The organism is Vallitaleaceae bacterium 9-2 (assembly GCA_038396585.1).
In the GTDB taxonomy this organism is placed as follows: Bacteria; Bacillota; Clostridia; order Lachnospirales; family Vallitaleaceae; genus UBA1351.
The window spans coordinates 1623505-1641366 of record CP121691.1 but is presented as its reverse complement, the minus strand read 5'-3'; the positions used below and the strand labels follow the sequence as shown (position 1 = coordinate 1641366).

The following is a 17862-nucleotide window of genomic DNA, read 5'->3' as shown; positions in this document are numbered from 1 at the left end:
TTAAAAGTCCTCCAATATTATAATTCTGCTCTTGCTTCCTTAACTGCTTGAACAAATTTCTTTGCTGTTTCTGTAACAGATTCATAGTCGCCTGTTTTTGCACCTTTGGTTAAAACACTACCTACACCAATAGCCACTGCACCTTTTTGAATCCATTCTTTTGCATTTCCAAGATCAACGCCACCTGTTGGCATATAGTTTCCTTGAGGCATAGGTCCTTTAAACGCTCCAATAATTGAAGGTCCAAATGCATTGCCTGGGAATACTTTACAAATATCTACACCTGCTTCAAGCGCAGCCACAACTTCTTTTGGTGTCATCACGCCTGGCATAACAGGGATTGCATATCTATTACACATCTTGACTGTCTCTAAATCAAAATATGGACTTACAATATATTTTGCACCTGCTAAAATACAAGCACGTGCTGACTCAGGATCTAAAACCGTTCCTGCGCCAATAATAACATCTTCATCTTTATATTCTTCAACCAAATCTTTAATAATGTCAACAGCTCCTGGAACCGTTAAAGTAATTTCTAAGGCTTTAATTCCACCTTTTTTTACAGCTTCAATAATATTTAATCCTTGTTCTTTTGATTCTGCACGTACAACTGCAACTACACCGCTATCGATGATTGCATTCAATGTATCATATTTTTTCATTATAATACCTCCGATTTGTTTTTAGAGAGCTTCAAGGGCCGTTTATTGTTGAGCTAGTACAAATCACGAACCCCTGAAATTTTTTAGGGGAATAAAACTTCTTTTTGTTATCTGCAGTCTGTTGTCAGACAACTAACTCTATCATATACCCCATTCGGGGTATTGTCAATAGGTTAATACAAATTTTCTAGAATAAATGCTTCTTTCTTGTCAAACACCATATCTTCTGGGCTAACGCCTATTTTCTTTAGTTCCTGATGGACTTGAACCAAAAACTCATCGCCACCTACAATATAAAATATACCTTCCTTCATTGTTGGGCGATCTACAAATAATTCTTGTAATGTTGTATAAAATCCCTGTCGTGAATCTACATAATATTGCTTGAATTTTCGTTCTTGCTTCATGTATCCTTGCATCTCATCATAAAACAAATATTCTGTGCTCGAGTCTACATTTAAACTCGTTACACTAGAAATACCCTGTGTGTTTTGTATAAATTTTTTGATGAGTGGACGCATGGTTGCAAGACCTACTCCTGCTGACAAAAAAATGAGTGGGCGGTCTTGACGTCGAAGCACCAAGCGACTTCCAACTTTAAACAAGTAGAACACATCGCCTTTTCGTGCTGTTCTTAACTCGCGTTTAAAATCTGTACATGGTTCCGGCAAACGCGTTGTCATTCTAAGCGTATCTTCATCCATCAGTGAACAAATTGAAAAATGGCGTACATTTTTCTTTTCCCACCATCCCATTTCTTCATTAAAATGGTTTAGCGCCAGATGTGTATGCGCTCCTTCTTCCCAAGATAAGTCTTTGGGTTTGGTAAAAATATATGTATAAGTGTTTTTTGCTTCTTTTATAATGTCTAATAAAAAAATCTCATAAACTGTATAATTTTTAGATGTTTTAAGCATCAGATCACTCCTTAATCATAAATGATAATAATTATCATTTATGATAGCACATCTTTCCATTTAATTCAATATAAACGACACAAAATTTAGTAGCCTTTATATATTGTCTATACTTGGGATACAAACATCCGTATCAATATCTTGATCATAGTCAACATCCTCACGTGAGAACCCAAACAGCTTGTAAAATTCTTTTTGATATGCTTCGATATCTATCATTTCCTGCATGTTTTCTGAGTCTACCTGTTCAAAATATTCAAACGTCTCTCTCTGAATCTCTGGATCCATTTCGTAATCATCAATGCGAATTCGTCCTTTTTCATCATAGATATCCGTTACATTTTCATCATACAATTTTGTCGAAAAAAGGCGATAAATCTGTTCAATACACCCTTCATGTGTTCCTTTTTTCTTCATCGTCTTATACAATGCCGCCATGTATAAAGGTACAATTGGAATTGCCGCACTGGCTTGGGTCACTAAAGCTTTTGCAATCACCACACTCGCCTGTCCATCCACCGATTGTAATAAATCATTAAGGGCTGCAGCCGTATTTTCAAGATGCTTTTTTGCACGCCCAATCGTTCCTTCACGATAAATCGGACGCGTAACTTCCGGTCCAATATATGAATATGATATTGTTTTTGCTCCTTTTGCTAAAAGATCATGCTCAAGTAAGGCTTCTATCCATAGCTGCCAATCTTCTCCACCCATAACTTTAGTGGTTTGCTCAATCTCTTGTTCATTGGCTGGTTCAATTGTTGCCATACTAATTGTCTTATTGTGTATGTCAATCGATTTGTTTGTATATGGTTCGTGAATTGGCTTTAAAACAGACATATATTTGTCCCCTGTAACTGGATCAATACGTCGCGGTGCTGCTAAAGAATATATTACCAAATCAATTTTTCCAAGATCTTTTTGAATCGTCTCCAGTACTTCATCTTTTATTTCTTTGGAAAAAGCATCTCCATTAATGCTCTTTGCATAAAGGCCTTCATTTAACGCTTGTTCTTCAAAATACGCAGAATTATACCAGCCTGGAGACGCTGTACGTTTTCCTTTTGCTTCTTTTTCATAAAACACACCAAGGGTACTTGCACCGCATCCATATGCTGATACAATTCGTGATGCCAGTCCATAGCCTGTTGATGCGCCGATAATCAATACATTTTTAGGTCCATCTATTTTTTTATTTGTCTGAACATAATTGACTTGCTCTTCAACATTTTTTTTACATCCAATTGGATGTGCCGTTGTACAAACAAAACCTCTTACTTTTGGTGTTATAATCATAATTCAATTCTCCTCTATAAACATTCTTGATTTAAATTCTATCGAAAAAACCAGCACTTGTCAATTGTTTTGATTGTCAAAGTATTTTCTTTTCAAAAAACCTGTGATTTTACTCACAGGTTTACTTTATGATTGTATCATAAGGATTGTCTTAAAGTTGAAGAATTTTTTCAATCGTTACATATTGAATACATGTCGTCAGCACTTCGATCGCCAATTCCAATTCATATAAAGGTGGAAAAGTCGGCGCAATACGGATATTTGAATCTTTTGGATCTTTTCCATATGGGAATGTGGCTCCAGCAGGAGTTAATGTTACTCCATGTTCAGCGCAGCATTTAACAACGGATTTTGCACATCCATCCATTACATCCAAATTAATAAAGTAGCCTCCATTAGGATTGTTCCATTTAGCAATATTATATGCTCCGATTTCACGTTCCATTACCTCAAGCACTTTATTAAACTTTGGCTCTAAAATCTCTGCATGCTTCATCATATGTGCTTCAATAGCATCTGTTGTCGGCAAAAATCGAACATGCATTAGCTGATTGATTTTGTTTGATCCAATCGTTTGATATCCCATATGTTTACGTATGTCATCTGCATTTTCTTCACTCATGGCCATTACTGCAATTCCTGACCCTGGAAATGTAACTTTAGATGTCGAACTAAACATATATACACGATTGGCATGATTATTTTTTTTACATGCCTCTAATAAGTCTTTTAACTCATCCCCATTATTATTTAGATGATGGATGTTATATGCATTATCCCACATAATTCTAAAATCCTTAGCAGCACATTCCATGGAAGCCAAACGATCAACCACTTCATCAGAATATGTAATTCCTGTTGGATTGGAATATTTTGGAATACACCAGATTCCTTTTATCGTCTCGTCATCTCGAACAAGGGCTTCCACTTGATCCATATCCGGACCTTCACTTGTCATCGGAATTAAAATCATCTCAATTCCTAAATCTTCACAAATTCCAAAGTGTCGATCATAGCCTGGTGCCGGACATAAAAACTTAATTTTGTCGTAATCTTTCCATGGCTTCTTGCTATCTACTGTTCCAAAAAGCAATGTTCGAACCAACGTATCATACATAAGGTTTAAGCTTGAGTTACCACCGATAATAAGCTCTTGCTCAGATACATTCATTCCTTGAGCAAACAAAGCTTTTGCTTCAGGTATTCCATCAAGTAATCCATAATTACGATAATCAATATTAATACTATAATCAACCGTACCATCAATCATTCCATTTGACAAATCAAGTTGTTCCTTACATGGCTTGCCCCTAGCCATATTCAAGTTCAGTCCCATTCCTTTGTACTGATCGAGTTTTTGCTTTAGTTCATTTTGATAACGCTTTAATTCTTCGTGTGTTTTTCCTTTAAAAAAATCCATATCTATTTGTCATTCCTCCTAAACTCACAACCTTTTGTATAATAATACACAATTTCTGCAAGATAATCAATAGATAATTTCATTTTTCGGGGATTTTATTTGGATTTTGACGATTTATATGGTTTTTATATGCAAGTATACAATCACAAAATGTCAATTGCAACTTTTATCTCCAACAAAATCATTGCAATTTTTTAGTAAAGAAGGTAAAGTATTAGTCATATTGACTATTTTAAGGAGGCTTCTATGTTATCACATAAAATCGCAAAAAAAATCAACCCCTATTTTTATTATGGTTGGTTTATTGTGTTTATCTCTGCTGTTAGCATGTTTTTTTCTGCACCTGGACAGAGTTTTTCCATTTCAACATTTATCAATTATTATATTGAAGATTTTGGGTATTCACGCACATATATTTCTTTTATTTATTCATTTGCAACTGTCCTATCCGGTTCACTTTTATTTATTGTAGGACGTCATGTCGATAAATTGGGACAACGCAAGATGTCGCTGATTATCGGACTTGCCCTCTCCATAGCTTGCATCTTTAATAGTCTTATACAAAATGTCATCATGCTTTTCTTGGGATTTTTCTTATTACGCTATCTTGGGCAAGGTTCTATGACACTGATACCAAACGCCCTCTTGCCACAATGGTTTGAAAAAAGGCGAGCATTTGCAGTAAGCTTAGCCAGCCTTGGAATCATATTAGCCAATGTAATCGTTCCTCCTTTAAATATCTATTGGATTCAAAATTATGGGTGGGATATCACATGGCGATTTTGGAGTCTAGCTATTATTCTCATCTTTTTGCCTTTAGTTTACTTGTTTGTCATTGACAAACCTGAGGATATCCAGTTGCTTCCAGATAACACCCCTGTCCATTCTCATCAGGATCTTTTGAATGAACTAGAAAAAACTGACCGTGAGTCCTTTACATTAAAAGAATCTATGCGCACCAAAGAATTTTGGTTTATTGGCATCATCAGCATGATTGTTCCTATGGTTACAACCGGAATGATGTTTCACTTTTTTTCCATCATGAACCTTCAGGGACTCCAAGAAGAAACTGCTGCTTTTGCCATCGGACTTATTTCACTTCCCGGTTTTTTTATGCCTCTTGTATCCGGACTGATTATCGACCGCTATCGCTCTAAGTATATCATCGCTATCACCTTGTCTGTCATTGCTCTTGATTTGCTTTTTATGCTTATCGTCAGCAACCTGTTCATGGCTATAGCTTTTATGTTAATCTATGGTAGTGCCACAAATGTACAAAACTTGACCCTAAACATTATTTGGGTGAAGTATTTTGGTCGTAAACACCTCGGAAGTATTCGTGGTGTCGCCACTGTTTTCACTGTCTTTGGCTCAGCTTTTGGAACCATTCCCTTTGGACTCTCTTATGACATCACCGGTAATTATATCGCCGTCTTTATTATAATGTCTATCATTTGTTTTGCCGCACTATCCATGGCATTATCCATTCAGCGCCCTATAAAACTAGAACAGTAATTGGGCAAAGTAAATGACAACAGGAACAGTTAGTGCACTACATGCTGTAGAGAAAAAAACTGTCTGTGAGGCATATTCCGGTTCATTTTTAAACTCAATAGCTAAAAGCACTGTATTGATTGCCGTTGGTGCCCCGCTACAAATAAGTAATACTTGAGCCGGAATCCCTTCTAACCCAATCCCCCATAACAATGTTCCTGTAATGACTGGTGCAATGATTAATCGAAGGGCTCCCGCAAGATAAACTCGCATTGATCGAAACTTTAACTGTGTATCTGCAAGTTGTGCACCAAGCGTAATCAAGGCTACAGGAACTAGCCCCTCTCCAGTAAGGTTAAGTCCATCTTGAATCGGTTGATAAATCGAAATATCTAGCACTTGTAATCCAAAACCTAAAAAAATTGCATACATCATTGGCAATTTAAATATATCTAAAAAAGCTTCGCGCACACTTTTATGCCCAATATTTGTATTAAATATCCCAAAAATATTCAATAAAATATTTTGCATAAACATAATGATAATCTGTATTGCTGAGGCAAATGGATTGTTAAACAATAAAGCAATCAACGGAATACAAAAGTTCCCACTATTATAAAAGCATGATGCATTAATCAAGGCACTTTTATGTTTTTTATTATATCCAATAACTCTTGCAAGTATCACTCCAATGAAAAACATTATAACAAAAGCCATGATCAAAACTGAAACCACTTGTATAAATAAATTGGCCTCGAGCTTTATCGTATACATATTCATAAATAAAAAAGCAGGTATCATAATATAAAATTGTATTTTTGTTAACGTATCTACATTCAATGTAAAACGTTTATGAAAATAATACCCTGCAAATACAGGTATAAAAATCGGCAATAATACGTGAAGAATAACAAAAACAATATATGACATAATAACCCCTTAATAATTTATTGTACTTTTCTCATACGTACCGCTGATATAAAAATAATAATATATCCAAGAACACTCCAAACGTCCGGATGCGAATTGAAGATAATTAATCCAAAGATTGCTGAAAAAATAACCCCAAAATAGTTATATATTGAAACTTCTTTTGCTTGCGCATGCTTATAGGCAAGAGTCACTCCATATTGGCCTCCAACAGCACATACCCCTGCCAAAATCGCATATAACAGCTGAATATCTGTCATCGGTTCATAACTTGCAATAACAAACGGAAGCAAAGAGACAAACGTGAACATAGCAAAGAAGAAAACCACAACTGAAGGGTGTGTGCCTTCCCCTAGCTTTCGCAGCATCGTATAGGATAAAGCCGCACCTGCTGCCCCCAATATTGCTATTGTATATGGTATAAAATCAAAAGACAGTTCTGGTTTAATCACAAACAACACACCAATAAATGCAATAATAATAACAGAAAACTGCCTTTTTGAGATATGTTCTTTTAAGAAAATCCAACTAAAAATAATGACAAACACTGTATTTAAACGGAATAAAACTGTTGCATCCGATAAAATCAAGTGGTCCAGCGCATAATAATTCATAACAATGGCTACCGTTCCTGTAAAGGAGCGTAAGGTTAATAACTTAAGTTGTCGAATGGGAAAAACCGAGATGTGATGAAACTTCAACATTACAAAACTAATATTTGCGATAACCGCTGCACGAATCAATGTTTTTTGTATAACCGGAACTTCTCCTGTTAATTTTACAAAAACACCCATCAGCGAAAACGCCAATGCTGAAAATATCATATATAAAACTGCTTGTTGCTTATCATTTAAACGCTTAAAATGACGAATCATGTTTATTACCTTTCCATGTATACTCTGTTGATAAGATTCCCCGTCATCTTACTATAAACGCCTTAGTGCGTCAAGTCATATCAATGCTTCATTGCTCTTTATAACAAAATATAGGTCTTTATGTTTTATACATGTAATGTTACAATATGACTATAAAAGATGATAGGCAGGAGTATAAAAATCTATGATAGATATAAAAAAAATAATTCAAACCCATTCGATAAAAATACTATTCCAAGTAATTTTACTTCCTATTGATTCAAACACATTTTGTGTGGAAAGCTTCGTTCGCGGAGTTGATCCGTCAAACCAACGAATCATCTCACCTAGTGAACTGTTTTCTGTAGCACATAAAGAGGGTGTTGCCAAACAACTCGATCAGCTTTGCGTGTGCAAAACCATCGAAGCCTTCGCTCCGATAGCCAATCAAAATCCCCGGGTAATGCTGCACATCAACATTAACCTTTCTTTTTTTGTTCCGGCGATTACATCAAACTATATAGAAACTTGCGCAAAAAAACATGGTGTTTCTTCTGATCGTATTGTTATTGATATAGACAATCTCTCTATCGATGAAAAAGATCTACCACTAACGCAACAATTCATTGAACACCATCGTAAAAAAGGGTTTTATATTTCAATTGACGATATTGGAAAAACCTACAGTAATATTGATAAAATTATGCTCTTTAATCCAGATATCATTAAAATCAATCAGCAAATGTTAAAACGCTTATCCTCTAGCGATTACACAAAATTATTGATTAAACATATTACCTCCATTGCTCATCAAATGGGTATCTTAGTCATCGCCACCGGAATAGAGTCAAGATATGATTTAGAAAAGGCTCTACGTGCAGGTGCACAAATGATACAAGGCTATTATGTTTCACCAACAGAGGCATTAGATTATCCCAAAATTCTACGCATTATTGAGGCCTTTGACTACGCATCTGTTGGCGAAATCACAAATGCTCGATATGAAAAAGATGAAAAATCTGCCATCATTAATATTGTCAACTTTAACAGCCACTTAAAAACGGTTTTTGAAAATATCGGTTCTCAAGATCTTGACTTTGTCATGAATGACTTACTCAACAACTATCATTTTATTGAAAGTTCATATTTTCTTGATGCCAATGGTATTCAAATGAGCCATTCATTTATCAATACATCAAGTTTTGGCAATCGTAACAAAGAACTTTTCGGACTTTATTCTAAAGGTTTTTCTCATAGTAACGAAGAATATTTTACGCGATTGCACAATCCTTTACTTTCGGATTGGGTAACAAAACCGTATCGTTCTCGACTAAGTAACGATGTCTGTGTCACGACCTCATTCAAGATAACCAACCGATCCGGCAACCCAATCATCGTCGTTCTAAACTATAACTATAAGCCATTTGAAGCTTATATCAATACTAAAAAACCCACAATAAAATTATTCAATGATTGCACTTTGTAGCATGTTGATGCTCATGGCATACCGATCCTGTTGATTTTAACTCACCACGCAAATATTAGTAACACCTAGCTGTTTAAAAATCAAAAGAATACGATAACTATGCTTCATGCATCCATACTCGCATTTGATTAAGTCCACGGTTTCCCCATGTAAAGTAGGGAATTGCTTCTAGCGTTGTCGGTATATATGTCGGACGCGTTGACGAATACAATGCCTCCTCGCTTTCAAGCTGCCATCCCTCAACTTTCAATGTTACCATATCTTTAAAAAGCTTTTTATCATTGGCACATATTTGAATCCATCCATCTTTTTTAATGCGTAATGCTTGCAACACTGAGGGATTATCCATTCCTTCAAACGCATATACAATAGGTCCCCGCATTAACGCGACTTGATTTGCATCTTCACGAACAGCTACATTCGCAAATACTTTTCGTACTGTCAAATCTATTTGCAATTGTATATGATCATTTTCTTTCCATTGTCGATGAATGTATATATATCCATCCTGTATCTTTTCTTCTTGAACATTTTGTCCATTAATTTGTATCTCTGTCTTTTGCGCCCATCCAGGTATGCGTATGGCGACGCTAAAAGGTTTTTCTTGCTTTGGATGAATTACATAGGATACATTGGCCTGCCAGGGGTAGTTCGTTTTCACATTTATATCCGCTTTTTTAAAGCTTGCCACTCCTCCAAGATATAGATGTGAATAGATTGTATCTTCATCTTCTCCCCAAGCATATTTTGCTAGTGATGTTACCAATCTTGCCACATTAGGTGGACAGCAGGCGCACGCATACCATCCAGGCCTTTCCGGCAAAACATGTTCATAATTATGAAGTTTACCGGATATCTCTGGATTGACTTCTAATGGATTCACATAAAAAAAACGCTTTCCATCAAGCTGCATCCCACTAAGGACGCCATTGTACAATGCGAGTTCCATAATATCCGCATAGCCATTTGATGTATGCATATCTAACATCTGTCGTCCAAAAAAAATCAATCCGACGGACGCACATGTCTCAGCATAAATTGTATCATTAGGCAAGTCATAGTCAATGGTAAAAGCTTCCCCTTTAACAGTTGATCCAATTGCCCCAGTAACATACATTCGCTTTTTCGTTATATTTTCCCATAATCTTTCACATGCTTTTTTTAACGTTTCATCTCCTTGATTTGCAGCCAAACTTGCCATTGCTGTATACATATATACTGCTCGAACACTGTGTCCTTCTGCCGTTGTTTGGGCTCTTACCGGGGCATGAATTTGACTGTATCTTTGATCAGCTGGATCCATGTCAAAATGAACCCATCCACGTTTTTCACGTTCCTTGGCAAAGTACTTCGGGTCTTGCCCCCTTTGATTAATAAAAAATTCTGCCAGATTTTTATATTTTTCTTTTCCAGTAGCAAAATAAAGTCGCATCAATCCGATTTCAATTTCCTGGTGACCAGGTACACCCAATTCTTTGTTTGGTCCAAAACGATCAAAAATATGATCTGCCATTTTTTCCATAATCTTTAAAAGTTTATCTTTCCCCGTCACTTCATAATAGGCCACACCTGCTTCCATCATGTGCCCTGCACAATAAAGTTCATGGCATTCTTGTAGGTTTTGCCACCGATGATGGGGTTGCTTAATCGTAAAATATGTATTCAAGTATCCATCTGCACCTTGGGCTTTTCCAATTAAGTCAATAATCTTATCCATACGTTGTTCTAGATGTTGATCGGGCTTTATTGCAAGCGAATATGCTGCTGCCTCCAACCACTTCGCCACATCGCTATCTTGGAAAACCATACCGTAAAAATCCCCCTCTTGTTCACCTGCTGCAATCGCAAAGTTTGCAAAGGCGTGACTTTTTTCTACGCCAGGAACTTCATCGCCCAAAATCTTTTCTTGATAGGGAATAACAACATCCGTCACCAATCCCTGAATCTTTGACCAAAAGGGGTCATTAACTTTGACGGACTGTACTTTTATTTCTGTATTCACTCTCATCACTCCAATTCAAAGAATTTATATATTATGTTAATAGTAACATGTTCATTCTTTAAATCAATATCCTTTTGTTTTGTCCTCTTGTCATTATCATCTATCTGATTTCCATATACATATGGATTTTCATAAAGTCATGATTGCCCGTAAAATGGGTGGTTTTTTATTTTGCATGCTTCGTGAGTTCAACGGGCTAAATCCACATAACAAAAACAGGAGCTTTAGATGCTCCTGTTTTATGGCTGTTACTATTTTATAACCTGTCTTCAGCCGAATTATTCACCGCATTCATCTGCATGATGATGCTCATGGCATACGGACCCTGTTGACTTCAACTCACCTCGAAGATATGCTTGTGCTACCTCTCTTGCATCTCCAGAAGCACCAACGATAACTTCAATATGGTGCTCATTAAAGATATCAACCGCGCCTCCCCCCATACCACCTGATATGATTACATTCACACCTAAATCATTCAAAAAATTCGGCAAAAATCCAGGACGGTGTCCAGGGTTGTCAATGGATGTATGATTGTTGATACACCCATTTTCCTCATCAAAAATATTAAAATTGATACAATGTCCAAAATGTTGTGTCACTTGATTTTTTTCACTAGCAACTGCGATTTTCATAAGTTTCCTCCATTATCTATCACTTTTTTTATATTTTCATATATTCCTTGCACTGCACGGCCCGACGCACAATCAATCTCAACAATAGTTTTTCCTTGATTGATCACTTTTACCGCTTGTGAATCATAGGGAATCCGACCGACAAAGTCCAACCCTTTCGCTTTTGCATATGCTTCAATTTTATCTGTATATTCTATATTGACATCAAATTTATTCACACATATAAATGTTTTCACACCAAAGCGTGAAGCAGTTGTTACTATACGCTCCATGTCACTTATACCAGACAAAGAAGGCTCTGCAACAATTAATACATAGTCCACCCCGCTAATCGAAGCAATAACCGGACAACCGATTCCCGGGGAACCGTCAATGATAGCCCACTCAGATTCGACGCCATGCTCTAGCATCTGCCTTTTCACTTTTGTCACTAGCATCCCCGACGTTCCACTTCCCATTTTCAATTGAGCGGTGGAAAAGACCCTCTCTGATTTGTACAACTGCAAGTGTCCATCTACAATCGGTTCTAAATGAACAGCTCCTACCGGACAAACGAGTTCACACACTCCGCATCCTTCGCATGCATTAAGATCAACAACATACGTTTTCTTTACTTGATCATGTGAAATCGCATCAAATCTGCATTGACTTTGACACTGGCCACACTCGATACACTGTTCTTCATGAATAAATGCTTTGGGTAGCCCAGAATAATCCGTTATTATCGGATCAACGGTCTGATGCATCACCAAATCTAAATTTGGAGCATCCACATCACAATCTGCAAAATGCTTAACTTTTGATAATTGAATCAATGCACTTGCCACCGTCGTTTTCCCAGTACCACCTTTTCCGCTAAGCACGAGAAGTTGTCCCATGATGCACCTCCTCAAAAATTCGTTCTAACATCGTTTTGAATTTGGCATAATAAGACGAATCAACGCGGGATACGATTTCTCCTTGGGAACTTAAAAGTGCCAAATCATGACTATACATCACTTTACCTATAACATGGATTTCATTTTCTTCACAATACTTTTCAGCCGGATTTTCATCATCCAAGCATTTATTTAAAACAACGCCATAGGGAATGTCAAAAAGCTTAACCAATTCATGTACCATGCTTAAGTTTTGAGTCCCAAAAATTGTCGGCTCTGCAACTAGCACACAATAATCAACATCTTTAATAGCTTCCATAACAATACATGCACTGCCTGGCGGCGCGTCAATAATGGACAACGCCTCTTCTATGCTCACGTTTTCAATTAGCTGTTTTACAATTGGAACGCCTGACGCTTCACCCATATTCAATATTCCGGTTTTTACACTTACTTCGCCTGAACGCCCCTTTTCAATCTTGCCAATAGTTTTATCTTTCTCTACAATCGCATTTTCCGGGCAAACCAACATGCATCCACCACACGAATGACAAACATCTTCGAACACTTTAACCGCATTATTTACATACGCCAACGCATTAAACCGACAAAACTCTACACACTTTCGACATCCTGTGCATTTTTCATGATCAATTTTCGGCATTGCAACCTTCACCTCTTCAACAGCCTCTATTTGGGGCTTCAAAAAAAGATGACCATTAGGTTCTTCAACATCACAATCTATATACATGGCTTTTTCTGCTACGAAAGCCATATTAACAGAGACAAACGTTTTACCGGTTCCACCTTTACCACTTAATAGTGCAATCTTCATTTTAATTGTTCCCGTGGTTATGATAACCAGAATGAATCTCACTTAACGGGTTTAGTTTATTGTCCAAAAACTCCTTAATATTATATTGCACAGATGGATGTAGCGTTTTATAAACTTTTATGTTTGCACCTAATATAATATCCGCAGCATTTTGTCCACATCTAGGCGTTAATAAAGCATCTACTTTCAAATCTACAACGGTCTGAGCCGCCTGTATTCCTGCTCCTCCAGGACTTGTCGCTGCCGTGTTCTTAATAAATTCATAACTCGAATCTTCTGTATTATACAGCATATAATACGGCGCTCGTCCAAACGACATGCATACATCGGTTTCTTTTATATTTGCATCGACAGGTATTAATATTTTCATTTCATTTCCTCCTGTTTGTAGCAAGAATGGCAAATCCCGTCAAAAACCACGGAATAGTTTTCAATGACATCACCAAACTGCTTTTCAATATATCGTTGTTGTTTAATCATTTGATTGAAAATCTCTCGATTATTATATTCAATAATTTGGTCACACTTCTTACAATGAAAGTGCATATGCAGTCGCTTTTCACTAAACATGTTCAATTCATATACATTCTCATTATTAATATTTATTTCTTTAATAATTCTCAACTGTTTAAAAATGGCTATATTTCGATAAACCGTAGGCAAACTAATCGATTCACTTTTAAGTTTATTAAAAATTTCTTCCGGACATAAATGTTCTGATGTCTTTAAAAATAGTTCAATCATTTTTGTACGTGGCTTCGTCAAGTTATAATTATGCTCTTGAAGAATTTTTTCAATTTCACTAATCTTATTTTCCATGCACTCACACCTTAATAATTTGACCTGAATAAAGTTTTACTAGCTGTTCCCCTAAAATTTCAGATAGTTGAGCATACGCTTTATCGCCTGTACAATGTCCCGTATAAGCCATCACTCCATGCGCTTTCAAATATGCACCCACCTGATCCACAACGTTAGGATCTTCACTTGTATTATCTTTACGATTATACATATGAAATCCACTAACAACATGAGTTATCGTATATTGACTTCGTTCATGGATTTGCTCCATAATATTAATGATACCGGTATGGGCACATCCTGCAATCAGAACATGGTAACCTCCTTCATGTATCACCAGACTTTGTTCATGCAAAAAGTCATCTTGCACAAGCGCATCGTCCTTTTCTTTTAACAAACGATGATTCACACTTGGAAAACACTTTTTCGCTTGAATGTTCATAAACAATTCCAGTTCATTATCAATAACCATATCTTCTTTAGTCAACAGCATTCGATCAGGTTGTCTTGTCGTTACATCCAAACCAATATAACGGGGGTTCACGTTTCCTGTCCTCGAATAATATGGCCCATAGGCGAGATGATTCACATAAATAGTCGATTTGGCATTCACTTCCATAAACGTCTTTAATCCACCTCCGTGGTCATAATGCCCATGGGAAATAACGGTTATATCTACATCTTTTAAGTCGACACCCAACTTTTTAGCGTTAGCGGCAAAACAAGAGCTCGCCCCTGTATCAAACAATACTTTATGCTTTGCCGTTTCAATGTATAAAGACAGACCATGTTCTGCTTCATAGTATTTGTCTTGTGTTGTGTTCTCAGCAAGTACCGTTATCTTCATAATGATCAATCTTCTTTCCCGCGTCTTCTGCATTTATGTTGACAACGTCTCGTTTCTTGACGCATCTGACGTTGGCCGCTACATACTTGATAATGTCCACCTTCAATTTTTATACTTCGCCCTTCAACAAGTGCGGCCGCAAGTTTGCGACGGGCACTATTATAAATGCGTTGCGCCGTTGTTCTGGCTACTTCCATCTGCAAAGCACATTCTTCTTGATTATAGCCTTCATAATCAATTAACCGAATCGTCTCATACTCATCGACCGTCATCATAATACACGATTCTCGCAATGCTTTTTGACCTAGCGGTCCGAAAGCAACATACTTTGGCAATTCACAAATATACCTTTGCTTACTTGGTCTTGACAATCTTCTCACCTCTTTTCTATCGTTTATGGCATATGCTATATATTATTCTATTCCAGTTATTGGCATATGTCAATAACTTTTTGCTCTTTTGCATATTTTATCCATTGTGCGAACCCCTAAATCTCCAGCAATCATATCGCACTTCGCCATCAATAAAAAGAAAATCTCTTTCCCTTTTTCTTGGCTTAAACCTTCATAATTCCCTTGTCCTTTGGCAATAACTACATTCGCTTCATCATAAACATGACGAAACTTTTCACTCGCCATGTCAATAACAAGTCCAGGATAATCATTTCCTGCATCAATAATCTCAACTAACTCATCCAATCCGACTTGGTCAACATCGTCATAGGTAATGTCATTAAGTATCGCACCACCACGCACCCCAAATGTAATCTGCAAATCCGGAAATTTATTTTTAATAACTTCAATAAACAGCTTATCCAAAACAATCTCCCCACAATTGTCGCCTACATAGAGTAATTTTCCAGCTTTTTCTAGGGCATCATATAGTGCATTACTTTCATCTACCGCCAAAAGATTTTTCTCAGCACAAAGGATTTTCTCTACCAACCCCTCCTTGACAAAGTGATGCTTTGCACCGTAATCAATCACATTTCCTTCAATAGCAAGATGCAACGCCTTAGCAAACGCATCCTTGCTAGACAAAATATCGCATAACAATTCATTATAAACGGATAGCATCATTTGATTATATTCACGTTTAATGTGTTGATATGGATCTTTATTATCAATATCACTTAGTATTGTCCTCCATGTGACGCTCATCATTTCAGGATTCGTCTTATCATAATCCATCTCACTCAAATTTTTCAGGGTCTTTCGAACTACGGCTTCTTTTGTTATTTCATCCATTTGAACAAGCTTTGCCACTTTCAGAATTTGTTGAATATGACACCCAATGCATTCATAACTAAATTTCATTTTATCTCGTATAACCTCACTTTCTATTTTGGTGGATAATGAGATTATATTTTCCTTTCTTAGATTTTAATTGGCATATGCCATTATATATTATCACTAACTTTTTCCCATGTAAAGGTCAGAACTCTTTACAAAAAAAAATCGCTTTAGCCAATAGCTAAAGCGATTTTTTTTATATATTATTGATTGCACTTTTTTTTACACTTCTAAGTGCCTGTGCAACTGATGGTATAAGAACAACAATTGCTGTAACTATTCCTTCAACACCAATATAGGAAAAGTTATACCACAGCGAGTACACAAATGGATTCCATGTCTCCGGTGCATAAGATGCAAAAAAGATAATTCCACTTAAAAAGTGAAATACAAACCGTCCCATGCTTCCCACTAAGATTCCGGCAACCAACCCATGCTTTTGATTTGCAAATAGACCCGACAATCCTAGTGCTCCAAACGCTAATGGATAGTCCAATAATAATTGCATTGGATGCATAACCCAACCCCCAAAGGCAAGTTGTAATAATCCATAAACAATCCCTGTAAGAACACCTGTTTTCACGCCAAAGAAATATCCTATCAGAATAATAAATAACATTGAAAACGGTGTAATGGATCCACCTTGAGGTAAACTAAAGAGTTTAATCTGCGATAAGACAAAACTAATTGCAATCGCAATGGACGAATATGTTAATGCCTTAACTGACATTTTCTTGTGACGATCACCTAAAACAACTGCAAATAACAGTAAGACTAATGCAATCGCTACAATGATTATTTGTCCAATAGTTGAGGTGATTACAGCTTGTAAATCACCGCTTGATAGTGCTTGTGTAAAATTTTTAAACATAAAAAAACCTCCTTATAATTCTAAGGAGTATTAACTGATTGTACTGCACTTCCCTTCGACGGCACTACCCGTATCAGGTTATTGAGGGTCAGTTAACACTTTCTCAGCCTTTCGGCTCCCCTAGTGATGTACAAACATTGTATCTTATATCATTATTCTTGTCAATTGGATTTATAGGTCAATCTGACCACTTTTTACCCGCTCTATAAGTTCTTCCACTTTTTGCTTAATCAAATCTCGCGTTTCTCTAAATCCTTCAATCGGGCCTCCTGATGGATCCTCTAATCCCCAGTCCTCCATATGCTTATTCGGAACATGTGGACACACCACATTACATCCCATCGTTATTAATATATCAAGTTCAGCCGGAATATCTGATAGCAACTTAGGGTAATGGGTTGCCATATCAACTCCTGCATCTTCCATCACTTCTACAGCCATTGGTTTTACCTGTGGATAGTTTTGCGTTCCAGCCGAATAACTTTCAAAAATATCTGCCCCTAATTTTTTTGCCCATCCTTCGGCCATTTGACTACGGCATGAATTGTGAACACACACAAATGCTACTTTATATTTCATTTTATACCTCACTTTTTAGGTCATTAAATTTCAGTTTCACTTTATCATACACATCGACAA

The 17862-nt window shown here is 36.7% G+C and carries 19 protein-coding genes and 1 riboswitch; of the genes, 2 read left to right on the top strand and 17 right to left on the bottom strand.

What is annotated here, in order from left to right:
• Nucleotides 1-17: 17 nt before the first annotated feature.
• From QBE53_07750 to QBE53_07735, 4 genes are all read right to left on the bottom strand, one after another.
• The gene (locus tag QBE53_07750) at nt 18-665 is read right to left on the bottom strand and encodes a bifunctional 4-hydroxy-2-oxoglutarate aldolase/2-dehydro-3-deoxy-phosphogluconate aldolase (GenBank protein WZL82992.1); all 648 of its coding nucleotides are present in this window, start codon (nt 663-665) and stop codon (nt 18-20) included.
• 173 nt (nt 666-838) lie between these two features.
• Entirely contained in the window at nt 839-1582 is a 744-nt protein-coding gene (locus QBE53_07745; protein ID WZL82991.1) for a hypothetical protein, read from the bottom strand.
• Nucleotides 1583-1678: 96 nt separating this feature from the next.
• Complete coding sequence (locus tag QBE53_07740; protein ID WZL82990.1) at nt 1679-2878, bottom strand: trans-2-enoyl-CoA reductase family protein; 1200 nt, start codon at nt 2876-2878, stop codon at nt 1679-1681.
• A 151-nt stretch (nt 2879-3029) separates the two neighbouring features.
• Nucleotides 3030-4298, bottom strand: coding sequence for an aminotransferase class I/II-fold pyridoxal phosphate-dependent enzyme (locus QBE53_07735; GenBank protein ID WZL82989.1), 1269 nt, complete (start codon nt 4296-4298; stop codon nt 3030-3032).
• Nucleotides 4299-4544: 246 nt separating this feature from the next.
• Here QBE53_07735 and QBE53_07730 point away from each other — a divergent pair, with 246 nt between their 5' ends.
• Nucleotides 4545-5813 carry an MFS transporter gene (locus QBE53_07730; GenBank protein ID WZL82988.1) on the top strand — a complete coding sequence of 423 codons (1269 nt, stop codon included), beginning with the start codon at nt 4545-4547 and terminating at the stop codon, nt 5811-5813.
• Here the strand turns inward: QBE53_07730 and QBE53_07725 are convergent.
• Together QBE53_07725 and QBE53_07720 are read right to left on the bottom strand one after the other, a co-directional pair.
• On the bottom strand, nt 5802-6722 hold the full coding sequence (locus QBE53_07725) for an AEC family transporter (protein WZL82987.1): 921 nt from the start codon (nt 6720-6722) through the stop codon (nt 5802-5804). The two genes, QBE53_07730 and QBE53_07725, sit on opposite strands and share 12 nt — an antisense overlap.
• A 17-nt stretch (nt 6723-6739) precedes the next feature.
• Nucleotides 6740-7597, bottom strand: a complete 858-nt coding sequence (locus QBE53_07720) for a DMT family transporter (GenBank protein ID WZL82986.1) — start codon at nt 7595-7597, stop codon at nt 6740-6742.
• Between the two features lie 184 nt (nt 7598-7781).
• On the opposite strand from QBE53_07720, the gene QBE53_07715 reads away from it, so the two are divergent.
• Complete coding sequence (locus tag QBE53_07715; protein WZL82985.1) at nt 7782-9062, top strand: EAL domain-containing protein; 1281 nt, start codon at nt 7782-7784, stop codon at nt 9060-9062.
• Between the two features lie 97 nt (nt 9063-9159).
• Here QBE53_07715 and QBE53_07710 read toward each other — a convergent pair whose 3' ends face one another.
• The 11 genes from QBE53_07710 to QBE53_07660 all read right to left on the bottom strand — a co-directional run bounded on the left by QBE53_07710 (nt 9160) and on the right by QBE53_07660 (nt 17802).
• Entirely contained in the window at nt 9160-11064 is a 1905-nt protein-coding gene (locus QBE53_07710; GenBank protein WZL82984.1) for a glycoside hydrolase family 127 protein, read from the bottom strand.
• A gap of 278 nt (nt 11065-11342) precedes the next feature.
• Nucleotides 11343-11699: a NifB/NifX family molybdenum-iron cluster-binding protein gene (locus tag QBE53_07705; protein ID WZL82983.1), complete on the bottom strand. Its 357-nt coding sequence runs from the start codon at nt 11697-11699 to the stop codon at nt 11343-11345.
• Nucleotides 11696-12577 carry an ATP-binding protein gene (locus QBE53_07700; protein ID WZL82982.1) on the bottom strand — a complete coding sequence of 294 codons (882 nt, stop codon included), beginning with the start codon at nt 12575-12577 and terminating at the stop codon, nt 11696-11698. Before QBE53_07700 ends, QBE53_07705 begins: the two co-directional genes overlap by 4 nt.
• Complete coding sequence (locus QBE53_07695; GenBank protein ID WZL82981.1) at nt 12555-13412, bottom strand: ATP-binding protein; 858 nt, start codon at nt 13410-13412, stop codon at nt 12555-12557. Before QBE53_07695 ends, QBE53_07700 begins: the two co-directional genes overlap by 23 nt.
• A 1-nt stretch (nt 13413) precedes the next feature.
• Complete coding sequence (locus QBE53_07690; GenBank protein ID WZL82980.1) at nt 13414-13782, bottom strand: NifB/NifX family molybdenum-iron cluster-binding protein; 369 nt, start codon at nt 13780-13782, stop codon at nt 13414-13416.
• Nucleotides 13779-14231 carry a Fur family transcriptional regulator gene (locus tag QBE53_07685; protein WZL82979.1) on the bottom strand — a complete coding sequence of 151 codons (453 nt, stop codon included), beginning with the start codon at nt 14229-14231 and terminating at the stop codon, nt 13779-13781. Before QBE53_07685 ends, QBE53_07690 begins: the two co-directional genes overlap by 4 nt.
• Nucleotides 14232-14235: 4 nt before the next feature.
• The gene (locus QBE53_07680; protein ID WZL82978.1) at nt 14236-15060 is read right to left on the bottom strand and encodes an MBL fold metallo-hydrolase; all 825 of its coding nucleotides are present in this window, start codon (nt 15058-15060) and stop codon (nt 14236-14238) included.
• A gap of 5 nt (nt 15061-15065) precedes the next feature.
• Nucleotides 15066-15431, bottom strand: coding sequence for a DUF134 domain-containing protein (locus tag QBE53_07675; GenBank protein ID WZL82977.1), 366 nt, complete (start codon nt 15429-15431; stop codon nt 15066-15068).
• 69 nt (nt 15432-15500) lie between these two features.
• Nucleotides 15501-16376, bottom strand: a complete 876-nt coding sequence (locus QBE53_07670) for an ARMT1-like domain-containing protein (protein WZL82976.1) — start codon at nt 16374-16376, stop codon at nt 15501-15503.
• A gap of 172 nt (nt 16377-16548) precedes the next feature.
• Complete coding sequence (gene thiT, locus QBE53_07665) at nt 16549-17223, bottom strand: energy-coupled thiamine transporter ThiT (GenBank protein WZL82975.1); 675 nt, start codon at nt 17221-17223, stop codon at nt 16549-16551.
• A 33-nt stretch (nt 17224-17256) separates the two neighbouring features.
• A riboswitch (TPP riboswitch) is annotated at nt 17257-17355 on the bottom strand.
• A gap of 39 nt (nt 17356-17394) precedes the next feature.
• Nucleotides 17395-17802: an arsenate reductase ArsC gene (locus tag QBE53_07660; protein ID WZL82974.1), complete on the bottom strand. Its 408-nt coding sequence runs from the start codon at nt 17800-17802 to the stop codon at nt 17395-17397.
• Nucleotides 17803-17862 lie beyond the last annotated feature (60 nt).